General features: G+C 60.0%; 20 protein-coding genes. 18 read left to right on the top strand and 2 right to left on the bottom strand.

The window, feature by feature from the left end; translation table 11 throughout:
• Nucleotides 1-31 precede the first annotated feature (31 nt).
• The 6 genes from ispF (at nt 32) to rpoS (ending at nt 5,170) form a co-directional block, all read left to right on the top strand.
• A complete protein-coding gene (gene ispF / locus UB48_RS01155) occupies nt 32-505 on the top strand; it encodes a 2-C-methyl-D-erythritol 2,4-cyclodiphosphate synthase (protein ID WP_045193605.1) in 474 nt (157 codons plus the stop codon).
• The gene (gene truD / locus UB48_RS01150; protein WP_045193715.1) at nt 505-1,563 is read left to right on the top strand and encodes a tRNA pseudouridine(13) synthase TruD; all 1,059 of its coding nucleotides are present in this window, start codon (nt 505-507) and stop codon (nt 1,561-1,563) included. Before ispF ends, truD begins: the two co-directional genes overlap by 1 nt.
• A complete protein-coding gene (surE, locus tag UB48_RS01145; protein WP_045193604.1) occupies nt 1,551-2,300 on the top strand; it encodes a 5'/3'-nucleotidase SurE in 750 nt (249 codons plus the stop codon). Before truD ends, surE begins: the two co-directional genes overlap by 13 nt.
• The gene (locus tag UB48_RS01140) at nt 2,300-2,977 is read left to right on the top strand and encodes a protein-L-isoaspartate(D-aspartate) O-methyltransferase (protein WP_045193603.1); all 678 of its coding nucleotides are present in this window, start codon (nt 2,300-2,302) and stop codon (nt 2,975-2,977) included. Before surE ends, UB48_RS01140 begins: the two co-directional genes overlap by 1 nt.
• Nucleotides 2,978-3,156: 179 nt before the next feature.
• Nucleotides 3,157-4,056: a peptidoglycan DD-metalloendopeptidase family protein gene (locus UB48_RS01135; RefSeq protein WP_045193602.1), complete on the top strand. Its 900-nt coding sequence runs from the start codon at nt 3,157-3,159 to the stop codon at nt 4,054-4,056.
• A gap of 106 nt (nt 4,057-4,162) precedes the next feature.
• Nucleotides 4,163-5,170 (top strand): RNA polymerase sigma factor RpoS, encoded by a 1,008-nt coding sequence (rpoS, locus tag UB48_RS01130; RefSeq protein ID WP_045193601.1) that lies wholly within the window; start codon nt 4,163-4,165, stop codon nt 5,168-5,170.
• A 533-nt stretch (nt 5,171-5,703) separates the two neighbouring features.
• Here the strand turns inward: rpoS and fdxA are convergent.
• Together fdxA and mutS are read right to left on the bottom strand one after the other, a co-directional pair.
• Entirely contained in the window at nt 5,704-6,027 is a 324-nt protein-coding gene (fdxA, locus tag UB48_RS01125) for a ferredoxin FdxA (RefSeq protein ID WP_010224804.1), read from the bottom strand.
• A 140-nt stretch (nt 6,028-6,167) separates the two neighbouring features.
• Nucleotides 6,168-8,735 (bottom strand): DNA mismatch repair protein MutS, encoded by a 2,568-nt coding sequence (mutS, locus tag UB48_RS01120; protein WP_082075369.1) that lies wholly within the window; start codon nt 8,733-8,735, stop codon nt 6,168-6,170.
• A gap of 268 nt (nt 8,736-9,003) precedes the next feature.
• Here mutS and UB48_RS27635 point away from each other — a divergent pair, with 268 nt between their 5' ends.
• The 12 genes from UB48_RS27635 (at nt 9,004) to UB48_RS01060 (ending at nt 18,040) form a co-directional block, all read left to right on the top strand.
• A complete protein-coding gene (locus UB48_RS27635) occupies nt 9,004-10,428 on the top strand; it encodes a hypothetical protein (RefSeq protein WP_156160153.1) in 1,425 nt (474 codons plus the stop codon).
• A 93-nt stretch (nt 10,429-10,521) separates the two neighbouring features.
• Nucleotides 10,522-11,265, top strand: a complete 744-nt coding sequence (locus tag UB48_RS01110) for an XRE family transcriptional regulator (RefSeq protein ID WP_045193598.1) — start codon at nt 10,522-10,524, stop codon at nt 11,263-11,265.
• Nucleotides 11,266-11,733: 468 nt separating this feature from the next.
• Nucleotides 11,734-12,081 carry a phage holin family protein gene (locus UB48_RS01105; RefSeq protein WP_045193597.1) on the top strand — a complete coding sequence of 116 codons (348 nt, stop codon included), beginning with the start codon at nt 11,734-11,736 and terminating at the stop codon, nt 12,079-12,081.
• A gap of 61 nt (nt 12,082-12,142) precedes the next feature.
• Nucleotides 12,143-12,727, top strand: a complete 585-nt coding sequence (locus UB48_RS27910) for a 2OG-Fe(II) oxygenase (RefSeq protein WP_177329127.1) — start codon at nt 12,143-12,145, stop codon at nt 12,725-12,727.
• Between the two features lie 7 nt (nt 12,728-12,734).
• On the top strand, nt 12,735-13,559 hold the full coding sequence (locus UB48_RS01095; protein ID WP_156160152.1) for a hypothetical protein: 825 nt from the start codon (nt 12,735-12,737) through the stop codon (nt 13,557-13,559).
• 73 nt (nt 13,560-13,632) lie between these two features.
• Nucleotides 13,633-14,181 (top strand): hypothetical protein, encoded by a 549-nt coding sequence (locus UB48_RS01090; protein ID WP_156160151.1) that lies wholly within the window; start codon nt 13,633-13,635, stop codon nt 14,179-14,181.
• Nucleotides 14,182-14,301: 120 nt separating this feature from the next.
• Nucleotides 14,302-14,820, top strand: coding sequence for a hypothetical protein (locus UB48_RS01085; RefSeq protein WP_045193595.1), 519 nt, complete (start codon nt 14,302-14,304; stop codon nt 14,818-14,820).
• Complete coding sequence (locus UB48_RS01080; protein ID WP_045193594.1) at nt 14,817-15,377, top strand: phage baseplate assembly protein V; 561 nt, start codon at nt 14,817-14,819, stop codon at nt 15,375-15,377. The genes UB48_RS01085 and UB48_RS01080 overlap by 4 nt, the downstream gene beginning before the upstream one ends.
• Nucleotides 15,378-15,424: 47 nt before the next feature.
• Nucleotides 15,425-15,751, top strand: coding sequence for a GPW/gp25 family protein (locus UB48_RS01075; protein ID WP_045193593.1), 327 nt, complete (start codon nt 15,425-15,427; stop codon nt 15,749-15,751).
• A complete protein-coding gene (locus UB48_RS01070) occupies nt 15,748-16,728 on the top strand; it encodes a baseplate J/gp47 family protein (RefSeq protein ID WP_045193592.1) in 981 nt (326 codons plus the stop codon). The genes UB48_RS01075 and UB48_RS01070 overlap by 4 nt, the downstream gene beginning before the upstream one ends.
• Entirely contained in the window at nt 16,725-17,357 is a 633-nt protein-coding gene (locus UB48_RS01065) for a phage tail protein I (protein WP_045193591.1), read from the top strand. The genes UB48_RS01070 and UB48_RS01065 overlap by 4 nt, the downstream gene beginning before the upstream one ends.
• Nucleotides 17,354-18,040 carry a phage tail protein gene (locus UB48_RS01060; RefSeq protein WP_045193590.1) on the top strand — a complete coding sequence of 229 codons (687 nt, stop codon included), beginning with the start codon at nt 17,354-17,356 and terminating at the stop codon, nt 18,038-18,040. Before UB48_RS01065 ends, UB48_RS01060 begins: the two co-directional genes overlap by 4 nt.
• The last annotated feature ends 2 nt before the right edge of the window (nt 18,041-18,042 follow it).

Raw genomic sequence — 18,042 nt, 5'->3', positions numbered from 1 at the left:
TCACGCCCTGACTCAATCAGGGCGTTTTTTTATGCGTATTGGCCACGGCTACGATGTGCACCGCTTCGCGGAAGGCGATTTCATCACCTTGGGTGGGGTGCGCATTGCGCACAAGTTCGGGCTGCTGGCCCATTCTGATGGCGACGTTGTGCTGCACGCCCTGAGCGATGCCCTGCTTGGCGCTGCGGCGCTGGGCGATATCGGCAAGCATTTCCCCGACACCGATCCGCAGTTCAAGGGCGCCGACAGTCGCGTGCTGCTGCGCCATGTGGTGCAGATCGTTCAGGCCAAGGGCTGGAAGGTCGGTAACATCGACGCCACCATCGTTGCCCAGGCACCGAAGATGGCCCCGCATATCGACACCATGCGCCAGTTGATCGCCCAGGACCTGCAGGTCGAGCTGGATCAGGTCAACGTCAAGGCCACCACCACCGAAAAGCTTGGTTTTACCGGGCGTGAGGAAGGCATCGCGGTTCACGCCGTTGCCCTGTTGCTGCCGGCATGATGAGCGAACTCGAACTGCTCGGCCCGCGTGCTGCGGGCCAAGCGCTGGGCAGCGCAATTCTCAAGGCCAGCGCCGAAGACTTCCAGGTCGATGAAGTACTCGACATTCCCCTCAGCGGCAGCGGTGAACACCTGTGGCTGTGGGTCGAAAAACGTGACCTCAACACCGAAGAGGCTGCCCGTCGCCTGGCCCGCGCCGCCGGCGTGCCGCTGCGCAGCATCAGCTACGCCGGCCTCAAGGACCGCCAGGCGCTGACCCGCCAGTGGTTCAGCCTGCACCTGCCGGGCAAGGCCGACCCGGACCTGAGCGCCGCCGAAAACCACACCCTGAGCATCCTCAAGCAGACCCGCCACTCACGCAAGCTGCAGCGCGGCGCGCATTCGGCCAACGGCTTCACCTTGCGCCTCACTGGCCTCAAGGCTGAACGTGCGGCGCTGGATGCACGGCTTGAGCAAATCCGTAGCCAGGGCGTGCCTAACTACTTTGGCACCCAGCGCTTTGGTCACGACGGCGGCAATGTCCACGACGCCCGTGAGTGGGCCAACCGCCAGGCCTTGCCTGAGCAGCGCAACGTTCGTTCGCGGCTGCTCTCCAGCGCCCGTAGCTACCTGTTCAACCAGGTGCTGGCCGCGCGTGTCGCCGACGGCAGTTGGCAGCAGGCACAGGTCGGTGACCTGCTGGCGTTTACCGACAGCCGCAGCTTTTTTCCGGCGGGTGAGGCTGAATGTTCCGATCCGCGCCTGGCAATTCTCGACCTGCACCCCACCGGCCCGCTATGGGGCGAGGGGCAGTCCGGCGCCAGCGGCGCGGCTAGTGAACTCGAGCAACGTATCGGTGAACAGCATGGCGCCTTGTGCCAATGGCTGGCGCGGGCGGGCATGAGTCACGAACGACGCATTCTGCGACTGCCCATTAGCGGGCTGACGTGGCATTATCCCGAGCCTGATATCCTGCAACTGGAATTCGTCCTTCCGGCCGGATGCTTCGCCACCGTGGTGGTGCGCGAGCTTGTTGATCTGGTGCCGGCAGGGCAGACGGACAGCCCATGCGTATTCTGATTTCGAACGACGACGGGGTTACCGCACCCGGTCTCGCCGCGCTGCATGCTGCGCTGGCGGATTATGCCGAATGTGTGGTGATCGCCCCGGACCAGGACAAAAGCGGCGCCAGCAGCTCGCTGACGCTCGACCGGCCGCTGTGCCCGCAAACCCTGGCCAATGGTTTTATCAGCCTCAACGGCACGCCGACCGATTGCGTCCACCTGGGCCTCAACGGCCTGCTGCCGACCGCTCCGGACATGGTGGTGTCGGGGATCAACCTGGGCGCCAACCTTGGCGATGACGTGCTGTATTCCGGCACCGTGGCTGCTGCGCTTGAGGGCCGTTTTCTCGGCGGTACCTCGTTTGCCTTCTCGTTGCTCTCGCGCCTGCCCGACAACCTGCCGACAGCTGCCTACTTCGCCCGCAAGCTGGTCGAGGCTCATGCCAGCCTCGAGCTGCCACCTCGTACGGTGCTCAACGTCAATATCCCCAACCTGCCGCTGGAACACATCCGCGGCATTCAGTTGACCCGCCTGGGCCATCGCGCCCGCGCTGCGGCTCCGACCAAGGTGGTCAATCCGCGGGGCAAGGAAGGCTACTGGATCGCCGTGGCCGGTGATGCCGAAGATGGCGGCCCGGGGACCGATTTCCACGCGGTGATGCAGGGCTACGTCTCGATCACTCCGCTGCAGCTCGACCGGACCTTCAACGATGCCTTCGAGCGCCTCGACGGCTGGCTGGAGGGCTTACTCTGATGCGCGAACAGGATGATCTGATGCGCCATGGTATCGGTTTTACCTCTGAGCGAACCCGCGAACGGCTGATCAAGCGCCTGATCGAGGAAGGGGTCTCGAACCCCAAGGTGATCGAGGTACTGCGCCGCACGCCTCGGCACCTGTTCGTCGATGAAGCCCTGGCCCACCGTGCCTACGAAGACACGGCGTTGCCAATCGGCAACAACCAGACCATCTCCCAGCCGTTCATGGTCGCGCACATGAGCGAGCTGCTGCTCGAAGCCGGTCCCCTGGACAAGGTGCTGGAGATCGGCACCGGTTCCGGCTACCAGACCGCAATTCTTGCGCAACTGGTCGAGCGGGTGTTTTCCGTCGAGCGTATCAAGGTCCTGCAGGACCGCGCCAAGGAGCGCCTGATCGAGCTGAACCTGCGCAACGTGGTGTTCCGTTGGGGCGATGGTTGCGAAGGCTGGCCGGCACTTGCGCCTTACAACGGCATCATCGTCACCGCGGTCGCGCCCGAGGTGCCCCAGGCCCTGCTCGACCAGCTCGCCCCGGGCGGGCGCATGGTCATACCGGTGGGGCCGGCCGGTGAAACCCAGCAGTTGATGCTGATCGTGCGCGAAGAACACGGCTTCTCGCGACGGGTGCTGGGCGCCGTGCGTTTTGTGCCGTTGCTCACCGGGCCACTGGCCTGACCGGGCTTTTTTTTCGCCCGGGCGAATTTCGGCGGCATTGCCCTGTCTATCTGGCGGGCTACCATAGTCTGTTACAGATCACGTTTAGCAATGGCCAGACGTCCGCATGGCGGCGCGCTCGGGTATAATTGCAACAATATTGCATTTTTTACATCGGTCACCATTAGAGGGAGCGGCGGGTGGGTCACACAAACATTCGGCAGCGCAAGGATCCATCGAGCTTCAAGCTTCTGCTGATTGCACTGGCCGTGGGTACGCTGGTGACGGGGTGCTCGAGCACGTCTTCCAACAGCGTCCGGGTGGTCGATCGCAACAACGCCGCGCCCAAACGCCCTGTGGTCACCACCGGTCAATATCTGGTGCGCCCCGGCGACACGCTGTTCTCCATCGCCTTTCGCTATGGCTGGGACTACAAGGCCCTGGCCGCGCGCAACGGTATCGCTGCGCCGTATACCATTCGTCCGGGCCAGGCGATCCGTTTCGATGGTCGCTCCAGTGGCCCGGCGCCAGTCGTCGGCACCACCGTGGTCACCAGCTCGCCATCTTCTTCAAGCAAGACCACCATCATCAAGCGTCCGCTGGACAGCTCCGGCAAACCAATAACGCCGCCGCCCACCACCGCGCCTGCAAGCACGCCAAACACCGTGCCGGTTGCCCCGGTGGCGACTACCACAGCACCCGTGCAAGTGCCCCCCGCAGGGCGCTCCACGGCCGGCTGGGCCTGGCCGGCCAACGGCGTGCTGATTGGAAAATTTGCTTCAAACGGTAGTTTGAATAAAGGCATTGATATCGCCGGTGATTTGGGACAGCCTGTTTTTGCTGCATCTGATGGTTCAGTTGTCTACGCCGGGAGTGGCTTGCGGGGCTACGGCGAGTTGGTAATCATCAAGCACAACGATACCTACGTCAGTGCCTACGGCCACAACCGCAGGCTTTTGGTTCGGGAGGGACAGCAGGTCAAGGTGGGGCAGACAATTGCCGAAATGGGGTCCACGGGCACAGACCGGGTGAAGCTTCATTTTGAAATTCGCCGCCAGGGCAAACCTGTCGATCCGCTGCAATTCCTGCCACGTCGTTGATTGCTAGGCCCGGCCTGTTCCTCGCGTAGAGGGGACAGGCTCCAGCGCTGCCAGGGATAAAGGCGCCGCTCGAGTCTGAGTTCGAACTCAGCAAAGGACTATAACAATGGCTCTCAGTAAAGAAGTGCCGGAGTTTGACATCGACGATGAGGTTCTCCTGATGGAGACCGGCATTGTTTTGGAAACGGATGTGATGTCAGACGAACCTGCTGTACCTACGGTTCGGACCAAGGCTAAACAGAGCGCTACGCTCAAACAGCACAAGTACATCGACTACACTCGGGCACTTGATGCGACCCAGCTTTACCTCAATGAAATCGGCTTCTCGCCATTGCTCTCTCCGGAAGAAGAAGTGCACTTTGCGCGCCTGTCGCAACGTGGTGATCCGGCCGGGCGCAAGCGCATGATCGAAAGCAACCTGCGCCTGGTGGTTAAAATCGCCCGGCGTTATGTCAACCGGGGGCTTTCGCTGCTCGACCTGATTGAAGAAGGCAACCTCGGCCTGATTCGGGCAGTCGAGAAGTTCGACCCGGAACGCGGCTTCCGTTTCTCTACCTACGCCACCTGGTGGATTCGGCAGACCATCGAACGGGCGATCATGAACCAGACCCGTACCATCCGCTTGCCCATTCACGTGGTCAAGGAACTCAACGTCTACCTGCGCGCCGCCCGCGAACTGACCCAGAAGCTCGATCACGAACCGTCCCCGGAAGAGATCGCCACGCTGCTGGAAAAACCGGTCGGCGAGGTCAAGCGCATGCTTGGGCTCAACGAGCGGGTATCGTCGGTGGACGTGTCCCTGGGGCCGGATTCGGATAAAACCCTGCTCGATACCCTGACCGACGACCGTCCTACTGATCCGTGCGAACTGCTTCAGGATGACGATCTGTCCCAGAGCATCGACCAGTGGCTCAGCGAGCTGACCGACAAGCAGCGCGAGGTAGTGATTCGCCGCTTCGGCCTGCGCGGTCATGAAAGCAGTACGCTGGAAGATGTCGGCCTGGAAATCGGCCTGACCCGGGAACGGGTGCGGCAGATCCAGGTAGAGGGCCTCAAGCGCCTGCGTGAGATCCTTGAAAAGAATGGCCTGTCCAGCGAGTCGCTGTTTCAGTAACGCCAGTGAAATCGTTGTGAAGAACGCCCCGACATGTCGGGGCGTTTTTGCATCTGCAGAACAGCGGTTTACCCGTGAACGGCTTCCCGATGGCGGTCTGGAAACATTCGGGTTTGGGCGCGATCCGACGGCGATGTTGGTACTGTTCTAGTTCATGTAAGCCATCGCTTACTCGTTGTGTAAGCCTTGGCTGTACGCTGTAGTAAATCGTTGTCGTTTTCAGTGTGCGCTTTTGTTTAAGTTATTGATATATAAAGATTTATTTGTTTGTGACAGTACGGTTACCGCAGCTTTTTGAGAGCTTTGTGCTGTTGTGGTAAATCTTGGAAGCGCTAATATTTGTCCTGTGTCTACGGACTGACACAGGCTCTCAAGGATGAAAGCCAAGGACATCGCAGGATGCGATTCATCAGGATGATGAAAGGGAACAAAGGGACTACGGAAAAAATGTGGGCGGGTCAAACCGCCCCTTTTTTTTGCCCGCAACAAACATTAAAAAAGGCCCTCGAAGGGCCTTTTTTGTTGATCCGCGCTTAGCGCTCGAGATCGGCGATCTTGCCTGGCTTGCCATCCCACTCGGCGGCATCTGGCAACGAATCTTTCTTTTCGGTGATGTTCGGCCAGATTTCCGCCAGCTCGGCATTGAGCTCGATGAAGTTCTCCATGCCGGCAGGCACTTCGTCTTCCGAGAAAATGGCGACGGCGGGGCATTCAGGCTCGCACAGTGCACAGTCGATGCACTCGTCCGGGTGAATGACCAGGAAGTTCGGGCCTTCGTAGAAGCAGTCCACCGGACAGACTTCTACGCAGTCGGTGTACTTGCACTTGATGCAGTTGTCGGTGACGACGAAGGTCATTTCTAATTCTCTCCTCAGGCGACGGCAGCGGTGCCCCTCCAGACAGGGCCGCTCGGTTTGGTTGTTCGGCTGCAGGCCAGGCTAGTAACCTGCAGCGCCGCCAAACCGCGCGGGATTCTATCAGCTTGTGCGGGCGCGCGTTATAACAGAGTCTTCAGTGTATAGAGCATTTCGATAGCTTGACGCGGCGTCATATTGTCCAGGTCCAGCTTTCCGAGCTTCTCGATGGCCGGATGCGGCAGGCTGGCAAACAGGTCGCTCTGGTGCGGTACCGCCGGTGCACCTTGCTGCAAGACAGGTGTTTCGTGGGGCAGGCTGGCGGTTTCCAGCCGGCCCAGGTGTTCGCGAGCACGCTGAATCACCGGCGTCGGCACGCCGGCCAGCTGCGCCACTGCCAGGCCGTAGCTCTGGCTGGCGGGGCCGGGCAGCACGTGGTGCAGGAACACGATGCGTTCGTTGTGCTCGGTAGCGTTCAGGTGCACGTTGGCCACCAGCGGCTCACTCTCCGGCAGCACCGTCAGCTCGAAGTAGTGGGTGGCGAACAGCGTGTAGGCGCGCAGCTGCGCCAGGCGCTCGGCGGCGGCCCAGGCCAGCGACAGGCCGTCGAAGGTACTGGTGCCGCGGCCGACTTCGTCCATCAGCACCAGGCTGCGCTCGGTGGCGTTGTGCAGGATGTTGGCGGTTTCGCTCATCTCGACCATGAAGGTCGAACGGCCACCGGCCAGGTCGTCGCTGGAGCCGATACGGGTGAAGATGCGATCCACCAGTGAAAGCTCGCAGGCCGCAGCCGGGACGAAGCTACCAATGTGCGCCATCAGTACGATCAATGCGGTCTGGCGCATGTAGGTGGATTTACCGCCCATGTTCGGACCGGTGATCACCAGCATCCGGGTGTTGTCATCCAAAGCCAGGTCGTTGGCCACGAACGGCGTGGTCAGCACTTGCTCGACCACCGGGTGGCGACCCTGGGTGATGCGCATGCACGGCTCGTCGACGAACTGCGGGCAGTTCAAGTCCAGGTTCAGCGCGCGCTCGGCCAGGTTGCTCAGCACATCCAGCTCAGCCAGGGCCGCAGCGGTGTCCTGCAGCGGCGCCAAGTGGCCGATCAGGTTCTCCAGCAGGGCATCGTAGAGCATCTTCTCGCGCGCCAGGGCGCGGCTCTTGGCCGACAGCGCCTTGTCTTCGAAGGTTTTCAGCTCCGGGGTGATGAAGCGCTCGGCGCCCTTGAGGGTCTGGCGGCGGATGTAGTCAGCCGGTGCCTGCTCTGCCTGCTTGCTTGGCAGCTCGATGAAGTAGCCATGCACACGGTTGTAGCCGACCTTGAGGTTGGCCAGGCCCGTGCGGGCTTTCTCGCGGGCTTCCAGGTCGATGAGGAACTGCCCGGCGTTCTCGCTCATCGCCAGCAGCTCGTCCAGCTCGCTGTCGTAGCCGGTCTTGAGCACGCCGCCGTCGCGGATCACCGCTGGCGGGTTGTCGATGATGGCTTTTGCCAGCAGGTCGGCAAGCTCCGGGTAGGTCCCGGCAATGGCAGCCAGGCGCGCCAGGTGCGGCGCCTCAAGCTCGGCCATGGCGTTCTGCAGTTCCGGCAGGGCACCGAGGGCATCGCGCAGGCGTGCGAGGTCGCGTGGACGGGCGTTGCGCAGGCCGATACGGGCGAGGATACGCTCGATGTCGCCGATTTCCTTCAACTGCGGTTGCAGCTTCTCGAAGCGGTAACCGTCGAGCAGGCAGCGAATCGAGCCCTGACGTGCCTGCAGTACTTTCAGGTCGCGCAGCGGGCGGTTCAGCCAGCGGGTCAGCAGGCGGCTGCCCATCGCGGTCTGGCAGCGGTCGATCACCGATTGCAGGGTGTTGTCGCGGCCACCAGCCAGGTTCACATCCAGCTCAAGGTTGCGCCGGCTGGCGCCGTCGAGCACCACGGTGTCGTCCAGGCGTTCATGCTTGAGGCTGCGCAGGTGCGGCAGGGCGGTGCGCTGGGTTTCCTTGGCGTAGCCGAGCAGGCAGCCGGCGGCGCCGATGGCCAGGGTCAGCTTCTCGCAGCCAAAGCCCTTGAGGTCCTGGGTCGCGAACTGCTGGCAAAGGCTTTTGCGTGCCGAATCGCGGTCAAAATCCCACGGCGCACGGCGACGTGCGCCACGGCGTTTTTCCGCCGGCAGGCCCTGGGGCCAGTCGTCGGGGATCAATAGTTCGACCGGGTTGATGCGCTCGAGCTCGGCCAGCAGGTTTTCCCAGCCCTTGATCTCGAGCACGCTGAAATTGCCGCTGGTGATGTCCAGCACAGCCAGGCCGAACAGGCGCTCGTCGCCCAGCACGGCGGCGATCAGGTTGTCGCGGCGCTCATCGAGCAGCGCTTCGTCACTGACCGTGCCCGGGGTAATGATGCGCACCACCTGGCGCTCGACCGGGCCCTTGCTGGTGGCCGGATCGCCGATCTGTTCGCAGATCACCACCGACTCGCCCAGCTTGACCAGCTTGGCCAGGTAGCCCTCGGCCGCATGGAAGGGGATACCGCACATGGGGATCGACTGGCCCGCCGACTGCCCGCGGGCGGTCAGGGTGATGTCCAGGAGTTTGGCAGCCTTCTTCGCGTCTTCGTAGAAGATCTCGTAAAAGTCGCCCATGCGGTAGAACATCAGCTGGTCCGGGTGCTGGTTTTTCAGCTTCCAGTACTGCTGCATCATCGGGGTGTGTGCGGACAAATCAGAAATTGCTTTATTCATCAATTAGTTAGGGCTTTTTTAAGCTGGCGCTGGGGCAAAATTCGGGCATAGCTTCCAGTGCAATGCTTGGGGTGATCTCGATGACGGGTAGGGTACCACAGTCCTAGTGACCTCTAGGGGGCGGCTCTGTTGTGAAGCCTGAAGGAGGGGCAGTCAGTGCAGCATCTGCTCGTTGCGCTACCAATCGGCCTTGCGCTGACGTTACGCTCTGAAGTTGATGGTATATTCCAGACCTTTTTCCAGGGGAGGGAATGTTTTGAAGCGTCGTCAGTTGTTGAGATTTTCGGCTTTTGGAGCTGCTGCCGCAGCAATTTCTGGACCTCTGATGACGTCAGCCGCAATCGCATCAGCCAAAGACCAGCACATGGTCTCGGTGGCGGAGTTTGGTATAGTTCCAGATGGGAAAACAAACTGGGAGAATACAAAAAACTGGTTACCCATGCTCCTCGCCTCTGTCGAGACAGGTGTCTACTGGCCTCCGGGGTACTATGCCACAGGTATAAATTTCAACCGTTCATTGAGCGGAGCAAGAATGCACTTCCAGCCTGGGGCTGTTCTGGGAGGCGTTGTTCACATGATAAGTGGACCTCAGCCTAGATCTTTTGAAATTACCAAGATACAACGCTCCGCTGGCGTAGTGACGGTAAATGTCAAGTCGGCACATAGCTTTCAGGTTGGCGATTCTATTCAGGTTCGGAACGTGTCGGGTGAGCGATCTGAGTTCAATGGCGATAGGTATCGAGTAACAGCGGCTGATGGTGTCGCTTTGCAGTATATCGAGTCTAAGCCAGATGATGTTGGAGCATTGCTGAGAGCCTCTGCAATCAATGAAACTCCACTGATGAATGTTCGTATTACCGGTGTATTAACGACCACCGATCGGCTGGGCACTATCAATTGCAAAAATTGCTATATCGAAAGTTGCTGGATCTTGAATGATCCAGAGCGACACAGTGCTGTCCCAGGGGGGGGGAGCCGGGGCGCGCATATCTACGCAGGTACAGACGGCTTGAGGATTGATCGGCTTGTAATCGACTATGCCGGCGGACCCAATACTGCAGCGGCTTTTGCGATCGATGGTCATGGGTGGAATCCATCAAACTGCACGTTTGGATTTGTGCATATAAAGAATAGCGCTTTTCATGGGGCTTATATCACCGGTTTTGGCCACAGGATAGACAATTTGGTCATCGATGCTTTTGCGGCAGAAAACACGGTATGCCCGACGCTTCAAGACTCCAATGGGATTGAGCAGTCAAACGAGATCAAGGGGCTCTGGGTAAACAGGTGCTGGGACACCCACATCCGGCGCTTATCCATGAATCAGAAAAATGACGGAAAAACTCAGGCTCAGTGGCTGCATGCTTTAATCGAGGATACCGGAAACACGCTGTACGGGGTATCTGCTGGAGAAGTTGAGATCACCGAGTGGGTCGCTGATTCGGTCGGCAGTGGCGGAGTCCGGTTTGGTGATGCTGAGAAGTTTAAGTCGCTGTGGTGCAACTTTAAATCGAAGGTCATGCGGGTCAATACATCAAGTGCTTTCTCGGGAGGCGCGCCTGTCTTGGTAAATGCCACCTTGCAAGGGTCTCGTGTGGATGTTGAACAATTTGTTCTTAATGGTCGCGTTGTGCCGTCGACCAGTGGTGGGTTCACGACGGGGCCCCGGAAAACGTCGTAGCGCAACCGTCCGCGTAAGAAGCTTTCGTGGCTCAGGACGTTTATGCCCTCTCATGCATCAAGGCAATTGCATTCTTTGTTTAGCCCCGGCATTATGCATTTTATGCAAAAACGCAACGTAGCATCCGTCCTCAGAGCACTGCTCGATCGCCACGGTCTCTCCCCCACGGAGCTGCATCGGCGTACCGGCGTGCCGCAATCCACCCTGTCGCGCATTCTCAGCGAGAAGATCGTCGATCCCTCTGACAAGCACGTGTCGAAGATCGCCGAGTATTTCGGTGTCAGCACCGACCAGTTGCGCGGTCGCCTCGAGCTCGGTGACAGCCGCGAAGCCGCGCCCGCGCGTAGCCACGCTGAGTTGAACGACATCAGCCTGTGGGATGACGACACCCCCGTCGAGGACGACGAGGTGTCCATTCCGTTTCTTCGCGAGGTCGAGTTGGCAGCAGGATCAGGAAGATTCGTCATCGAAGAAAGCGAGAAGGCCAGCCTGCGCTTTGGCAAGCGCAGCCTGCGCCACAACGGTGTGCAGTTTGACCAGGCCAAGTGCGTGACGGTACGCGGCAACAGCATGTTGCCGGTACTGCGTGACGGCGCCACGGTGGGCGTCAACGCCGGTAAAAGCGGCATCGGTGACATCGTCGACGGCGACCTGTATGCCATCAATCACAACGGCCAGCTGCGGGTCAAGCAGCTCTACCGCCTGCCTACCGGTATTCGCCTGCGCAGCTTCAACCGCGACGAACACCCGGATGAAGACTACAGCTTCCAGCAGATGCAGGAAGAGCAGATCAGCATCCTTGGGCATGTGTTCTGGTGGGGCATGTACGCCCGCTGAGTAGTCCGCGTCCTCAGAAAACCCGCTTCGGCGGGTTTTTTTTCGCCTGCAGAAAAGTGGTCCAGCCCAGGTAGGGGAAGGCCTACATGCGCAGGTGCATTTTCTCATGCATAAATATTTCCACAAATGCATTGACTGCATATGCATCAATGCATAATCTTTGTCTCAAGCCGGTCGACACCGGTAGTGACAAAGGCAGCGATGAACAGGCCTGAACTGTTCAGAGGGTTGGCAACTGGCCCGGGTGTGCAGCGTAAAGCACCACAAGCAGTTATCCGGCGGGCAGGTGGCCGCGGCCGGAGGAACAATTTGAAGCGGAGTCGCCCAGCGCACCAGTCGTGGCGGGCGGTTCGACAACGCATTACTGAAAAGCCTGGGGAGGCCGGGCTTTTTGGAATGCCGAGCGATCGGTTCTACAACAAACGCCGCCGGCAAGCTGCCGAGCGGAACTACCAAGGAGACAGGACAGTGACAAGCGAGCAACAGACGTTACTGGAAATGCCGATCTGGCTGGTGATCGTCCTGGCCTTGCTGGGCGGCCTTTCCGGAGAGATGTGGCGCGCGGACAAGGCCGGCGCCCGGGGCTGGGCGCTTTTTCGGCGCCTTTTATTGCGCTCGGGGGCCTGCATGGTCTGCGGTGTGTCCACCGTAATGCTGCTGTACGCCAGCGGCATGTCGATCTGGAGCGCCAGCGCTTTTGGTTGCCTTACCGCCATGGCCGGCGCCGATGTCGCCATCGGGCTTTATGAACGCTGGGCGGCGAAGCGCTTGGGGGTTGAACCTGCAAGTGGTGCAAAGGGGGAGAGTGAACACTGAGTTCAACACCCGGACAAGGTGCCGCTCGAAGGCGTTACAGAAGGAAGAAGAGGTGAGGAGTATGGATACTTGTTTTGGTGAGAAGGATGTTCAGGTCGTTGATGACTTTGTCACAGTTGATGAGCAGTGCAAGGTCGTCCAGCAATTGAAGGGGGCAATCTGGCGCTACGGCTGGCCAGTCAATACGGCCACTCATTCCAGGCCGTGTTGGCATACCTTCATTGCAGGGGCTGGTCGACAAAAGTTTCTATGCGCGGAGGACGAGTTGAAGTCCTCTGATGCCTGGTCATTTCTCTTTCCGTTTTGGGCCCGGGTCAAGCAGCAATACATGCAGGATGCAACGCTGATCGGGGTGTATGCCAACGGTCAGACCTTTGCTCAGGAGTCACCGATCCACCGGGATAATCAGCCCGGAGAAGAAGGGCAGACGGTTCTGATGTTTTGCAACGAGTTTTGGCCAACTTCATGGGGCGGTGAACTGGTCTTTTACGACCACCCGAAGAACGACATCATCAAGGCTGTCTTACCCAAACCCGGAAGAATCGTTGTGTTCAACGGCAGCGTACCGCACAACGCCCGGTCGCCTGCACTCAGCTGCGACCAGTTGCGGATGACGCTTGCCTTCAAAACCATTATCAAAGGATGAGATAATCGTGTCAGGTAAAATGGATATTTTCATTGGCGTGGTTGATAAACCAGCAGCCACAGGGGGCGCTGCAACTTCACTGGTCGACCAGTTCAATTCGAACAAAAACGGTTTCCAGCTGATTAATCAAAATGCTCAAACGGCCGCAACGGTGACCGGTGTCATCTCGGTGACTGCGATGACAAACGGCTTTGTACCGTTTCTGAACGTCACCACCAATACCTTTGCGGCGACGACGACTTTTCTGAAGGTCACTGCTGACTTTAAAGAAGGTAAGCCTATCCAGCCTGGTGACGTTTTAAGCTTGGTAGGTAATGTCGTGGGGATTGCCGCGAGTATCACCATCATGGCGACAGCCGTCGGCACCGCCGGTCTGTTGTTAACCGGCATCGCTGTGACGGTGAATGTACTTGGCATGATTAACTCGGATGCGGTGAAAAACCTCTATAAGGCTACCGTTCAACCGCTTTGGAACCGCTACTTCAAAGATAACCCAGCGGCCAGTTATCCGGATTATTGGGTTGCGCCGGACTTGAAGTTGGCAACCCTGGCCGAGATCCAGAGTGTCTATGCAAATAAAATTGCCGCCAATCACTGGGATCCGCGAACGAACCAGGTCGGGCTTGGCAGTACCCTTGTCGAGCCGCAGGGGCCAGGCGCATCAGGGCCGGGGAATATCGGTGGCTGGGGCGGCAGTGGCGGCGGCCCACCGCTGATCAACCCCTCTGCGGTTTACCCCTTCGGGCGGGTCGTTATTCCCAACATCTTTGTCGTCGACCCCAACCAGGATGGCTACGGCTGCTGCCGAGGCAATCAGGACGCCTACTACTGATACTGTTCTATGTTAGGGTGACGGATGCCCATGGATGTTGGGCATCCTTTTTTGCAGCAAAAGCGAATGGTGTATGTCTGACTCTTGGCTGTCGTTGTTTCGTGGAAAAACAGTCTACGAGCAAATCAGGGTTCTGCTAGGGATGGCAGGCGTTTTTTTGTTGATGGGGCTTACCTTCCTGCTTTTTGTTCAATCATTTGACGAGCTCGGGGATGAAGCACCGACTCTGTTCAAAGGGCAGATTGTCAGTGCCCCCACCGAGATGCGCCAAGACAGTTCGATCGTGTACTTTCAGGTTCGGCTGACTGAAGCGAACCCGCGCCCCTCGTCCAAACAGATAGTCTATGTCTCGAAAGAACTCTACGAAGCCGCGGGTCTGGCGCCTGGGGTGATGGTTGATGTTCTTGCGAGTGGTGGGGAGGACGAACTGAAGATTCGCAAAGTTCTGAATAGTGACGGGCGCGTTGTCTTCGATGGGCGCTTTGATCGTCGGATCACTTCAATCAAGAACCACGAGCTGATTCGTTATTTTTCCTACTTTATGATGATGACGCTTATCTGCTGCAGCTTCGCCGGTGGGCTCTGGTTTCGCCAGACACGTTTGTTACGGGCTAGCCGATAACTAACGGCTGCTCATGGGTGCCTTTACAACAGCTTCGATGAACCCGCCTTATGGCGGGTTTATTTTTGCCTGTTTTTAGCCGCGAATAGCCTTTGCGAGCTCCACGACACAGGACTGATCATGAGCGAACTGAACCGTTTGCATGAGGCGATCAGCGCGACTATCAAGGCCGCCTTGCCTCAGTTTGAAACCGTCGACGCCTATGGGCAGGCGGACCAGCACACAGCGCTGCCAGCGTTGTTTCATTCCATTTCCAGCCTTAAACCGGCAAATGATCCAGGCGACGGTCGTTCGTGCGTTATCGCTACCGTTGAAGCGCGCATCGTGATTGACTCCGCTCGCCAACACGCGGCATTGGAAGCTGTTACTTTGGCTACCCAGCTGATCGTACTGTTGCGCAAACAATTCTGGGAGCTGGAGTTTGTTGAAGCGGCGATGAGTGTGCTGGCCGAGCCTGTTCAACCGGCTCCGGGGGCAACCCCTGTCGTTGGCTGGTTGGTGCAATGGCAGCAGATCCTACACTTGGGAACCGTGCAATGGCCATGGCCTGATCAACCGGGCCCGCTGGCGTTTGCCTTCAGCCCCGACACCGGGCCGGGCTTCGAGGGCGGCTACCAGTCGCCGGAGGACCTGCAATGAGCTATGCCAGCGCCATGCATGACCGCATGCTCGCCGGCCTGGTGATTCCTTGCCGGGTGGTCGCCGTTGACCTTGCCGCTGCCCGGGTTCGGGTGTCCGACGGCGCTGGCTGGACCAGCGCCTGGTTGCGCTGGCACAGCCAGGCCGCCGGCAAGGCCCGCCACTGGCGTGCGCCAAGCCTTAACGAGCAAGGGGTGCTGATCAGCCCGAGCGGTGAGCCGGCGCAAGGTACTTTTGTGCCTGGCCTGTATGGCAACGCCGGGGCACCAGCGGACAACCGCGAGCATGTCGAGGTCTGGCGTTTCGAAGATGGTGGCTCACTGGTCTATGACTGGCAGGCCCGCAGCTACAGCATCGAACTGCCCAGCGGTACCGTCAGCATCAAGGTCGGCGGCAGCTCGGCTGTGGTCACCGACCAGGCCATCACCGCCAATGCCGCGAGCATCACCCTGACCGGCGAGGTGCAGATCAACGGACCCCTGCGGGTAACCGGCGACATCCTCGGCGGTGGCAAGATCATCGACACCGGCGGCAACACCGCCAATCACAAACACTAAAAAACCAGCCCGCCCACTGCGGGCTTTTTTACGCCTGGAGAACATCAATGATCGGCATGGATCGCCGGAGCGGCCAACCGTTGTCCGGCATTGCACATTTACGCCAGTCCATCGAAGACATCCTCACCACGCCACTGGGCAGCCGGCGCATGCGCCCGGAGTACGGCAGCAAGCTACGCCGCTTCGTCGATTTGCCGGTCAACGAAGGCTGGAAGAGCGCGGTGCAGGCGGAGGTGGCACGCGCACTGGGCCGTTGGGAGCCGCGTCTGAAGCTTGAACGGGTCAGGGTCACGGCGGTGGTGGGCGGGCAGGTCACGCTGCAGTTGACCGGGGTCTACCTGGCGCAACCGACCAGCCTGGAGGTGGTCGCATGATCGACCTTTCCTTGCTGCCGGCACCGGATGTACTGGAAACCCTAGAATTCGAAACGCTGTATCAGCAGGTGCTGGAGGATTTTCGCCTGCAGATGGGCGATCAATGGAGTGCGCTGCTGGAGTCCGATCCGGTGGTCAAGCTGCTGGAAGTGGCGGCTTATCACAAGCTGCTCGGCCGGGCCCGGATCAATGATGCGGCCAAGGCCAGCCTGCTGGCCTATGCCAAGGGCGCGGACCTGGACCATCGCGCGGCCGACTATGGCGTGCAGCGCCTGGTGATTACCCCTGCCGATCCCGATGCCGTGCCCCCCGTGGTGGCGGTGCTGGAGGGCGATAGCGAGTTGCGCTACCGCACCCGCTTGTCGCTTGAGGCTTTGTCGGTAGCCGGTAGTCGCGGCGCCTATGAATTTCACGGGCTTAGCGCCTCGGCCAATGTCGCCAGCGTGTCGGTGGATTCGCCAACCTTCAAGGGGCTGTCGATCAGTGCCGCGTTGCAAGCGCAACTGCCGGCCGGCGCCATTGTCCTGGTGTGTGACTACAATGCCGGGCTGGACAAGCCCTTGCCGGGCGATGTTTCGCTGGCTGTGCTGCCTCGAATTGACAGCCCGGTGCCGGGTAACGAACTGGTTGGCGCCGTGGAGGCTGCGCTTTCAGCTGAGGACGTGCGCCCGCTAACCGACCGGCCGCGCGTGCAGCTTGGCCAGCCGACCGAGTTCAGCGTGGTCGCGGCTCTGGAGCTGGAAGCCGGGCCGGATCCGCTGGTGGTTCAAGCCCAGGTTCGGGCCGCGCTGGAAGGCACCATCGCCCAGGCCCGGCAACTGCAAGGGCTGTTGCCGATTTCAGCCATCTACGCCGCACTGCATACCGCAGGCGTTCGGCGGGTGCGAATTACCCAGCCGACTGCGGATGTCATCAGCGACAAACGTCACTATCCAAGTTGTCGCAGCATCACCTTGAGCACCGAGGTGGTCGCATGAGTCTGCTGCCACAGAACTCCACAGCGCTTGAGCAAGCCTTATCGGCAGCCTGCGACCTGAACATCGATGCGCAGATCATCCACGGTGTGGCCGACTCGGCCCGCTGCCCGCCGAACTTTCTACCCTGGCTTGCCTGGGCGCTGAAGGTCGACGGTTGGGAGGCGGCAGAATCCGAAACGCAGCAACGTGAGCTGATTCACGAGGCGATTCCGGTGCACAAGACCAAGGGCACGGTGGGCGCGGTGCGTCGGGTGCTCAAGGCGGTGCGGGTCAATTCGCAATTCAGGGAGTGGCAACAGATTCCCGGCGCCGCGCCTTACACCTTCGAGCTGACCGCCTGGGCCAACGACAACCGCCCGGGCGAGGGCTCGATTCTTTCGCCACAGCTCTACGCCCGGCTGCGTGCCCTGGTCGATGCGGCGAAAAACGAGCGCAGCCATTACCAGTTTCGCCTGGGCGCCGGCTTTGACGGCGGCCTGCGCCTGGCCAACGCCGCCAACCTCTATGCCCTGGTTCGGCGATCAGCCGAGGCCACGGGCGTTCCGATCAATGCGCAACAGGGCCTGCAGGTCGCCAACGCGGCGCGGGCCCGTATCGTCGTGCGCGGCACGATGGAGGCAGTGCTATGAGTACACCCTTGCAACCTGTCATTACCAAGGCCGGCCTGGCCGCGATCTGGCGGGCCGACAACAGCGGCCTGGCGGCCGAAATCAGCCATGTGGTGCTGGGCACCTCGGGCTACACACCGAATGCCGAGCAAAAAAGCCTGAAAGCGCAAACCGCCAAGTATCCAATTTCCGGTGGCGAGCGCCTGGGCAATAGCCAGCTGCACCTCACCGCGGTGGCGGATGGAGATCGCGCTTTCTGGGTGCGTGAAGTCGGCTTTCTGCTCAGCGACGGCACCTTGCTGGCGGTGTGGTCACACCCGACTGAAGCCCTGGCCTACAAGCCTGCAGGAACTGACCTGCTGCTCGCCTACGACCTGTCACTGGCGGCCTTGCCGGCCAACAGCGTGACCATCGTCAGCGGTGCGACCGGGCTCAACCTGACCTTGGCGGCGCCGCTGGCGGCCCAGGCCTCGGCGTTGATTGCTGAGCAACTGCGCGGCTTGCAACAGCAGGACCGGCTGGATGATCAGGCCACGCGCCAGCGGATCGCAGGTGAGCAGATTGCCAACCTGATTGAACGTATGAAAGCGGCGGAGCAACGCCAGAGCACAGACCGCGATGGCCTGTTGAGCGCCACAGTGAGCAATGCAGCGGCGGTCATCGCACTGCAAAAACTCGTTATTGAAAACATGCACGGAGCATAAGA

Origin of the sequence: Pseudomonas sp. 2(2015), assembly GCF_000955865.1 — a bacterium.
In the GTDB taxonomy this organism is placed as follows: domain Bacteria; phylum Pseudomonadota; class Gammaproteobacteria; order Pseudomonadales; family Pseudomonadaceae; genus Aquipseudomonas.
The sequence above is the reverse complement of the archived record's forward strand: the minus strand, read 5'-3'. Positions and strand labels throughout refer to the sequence as shown.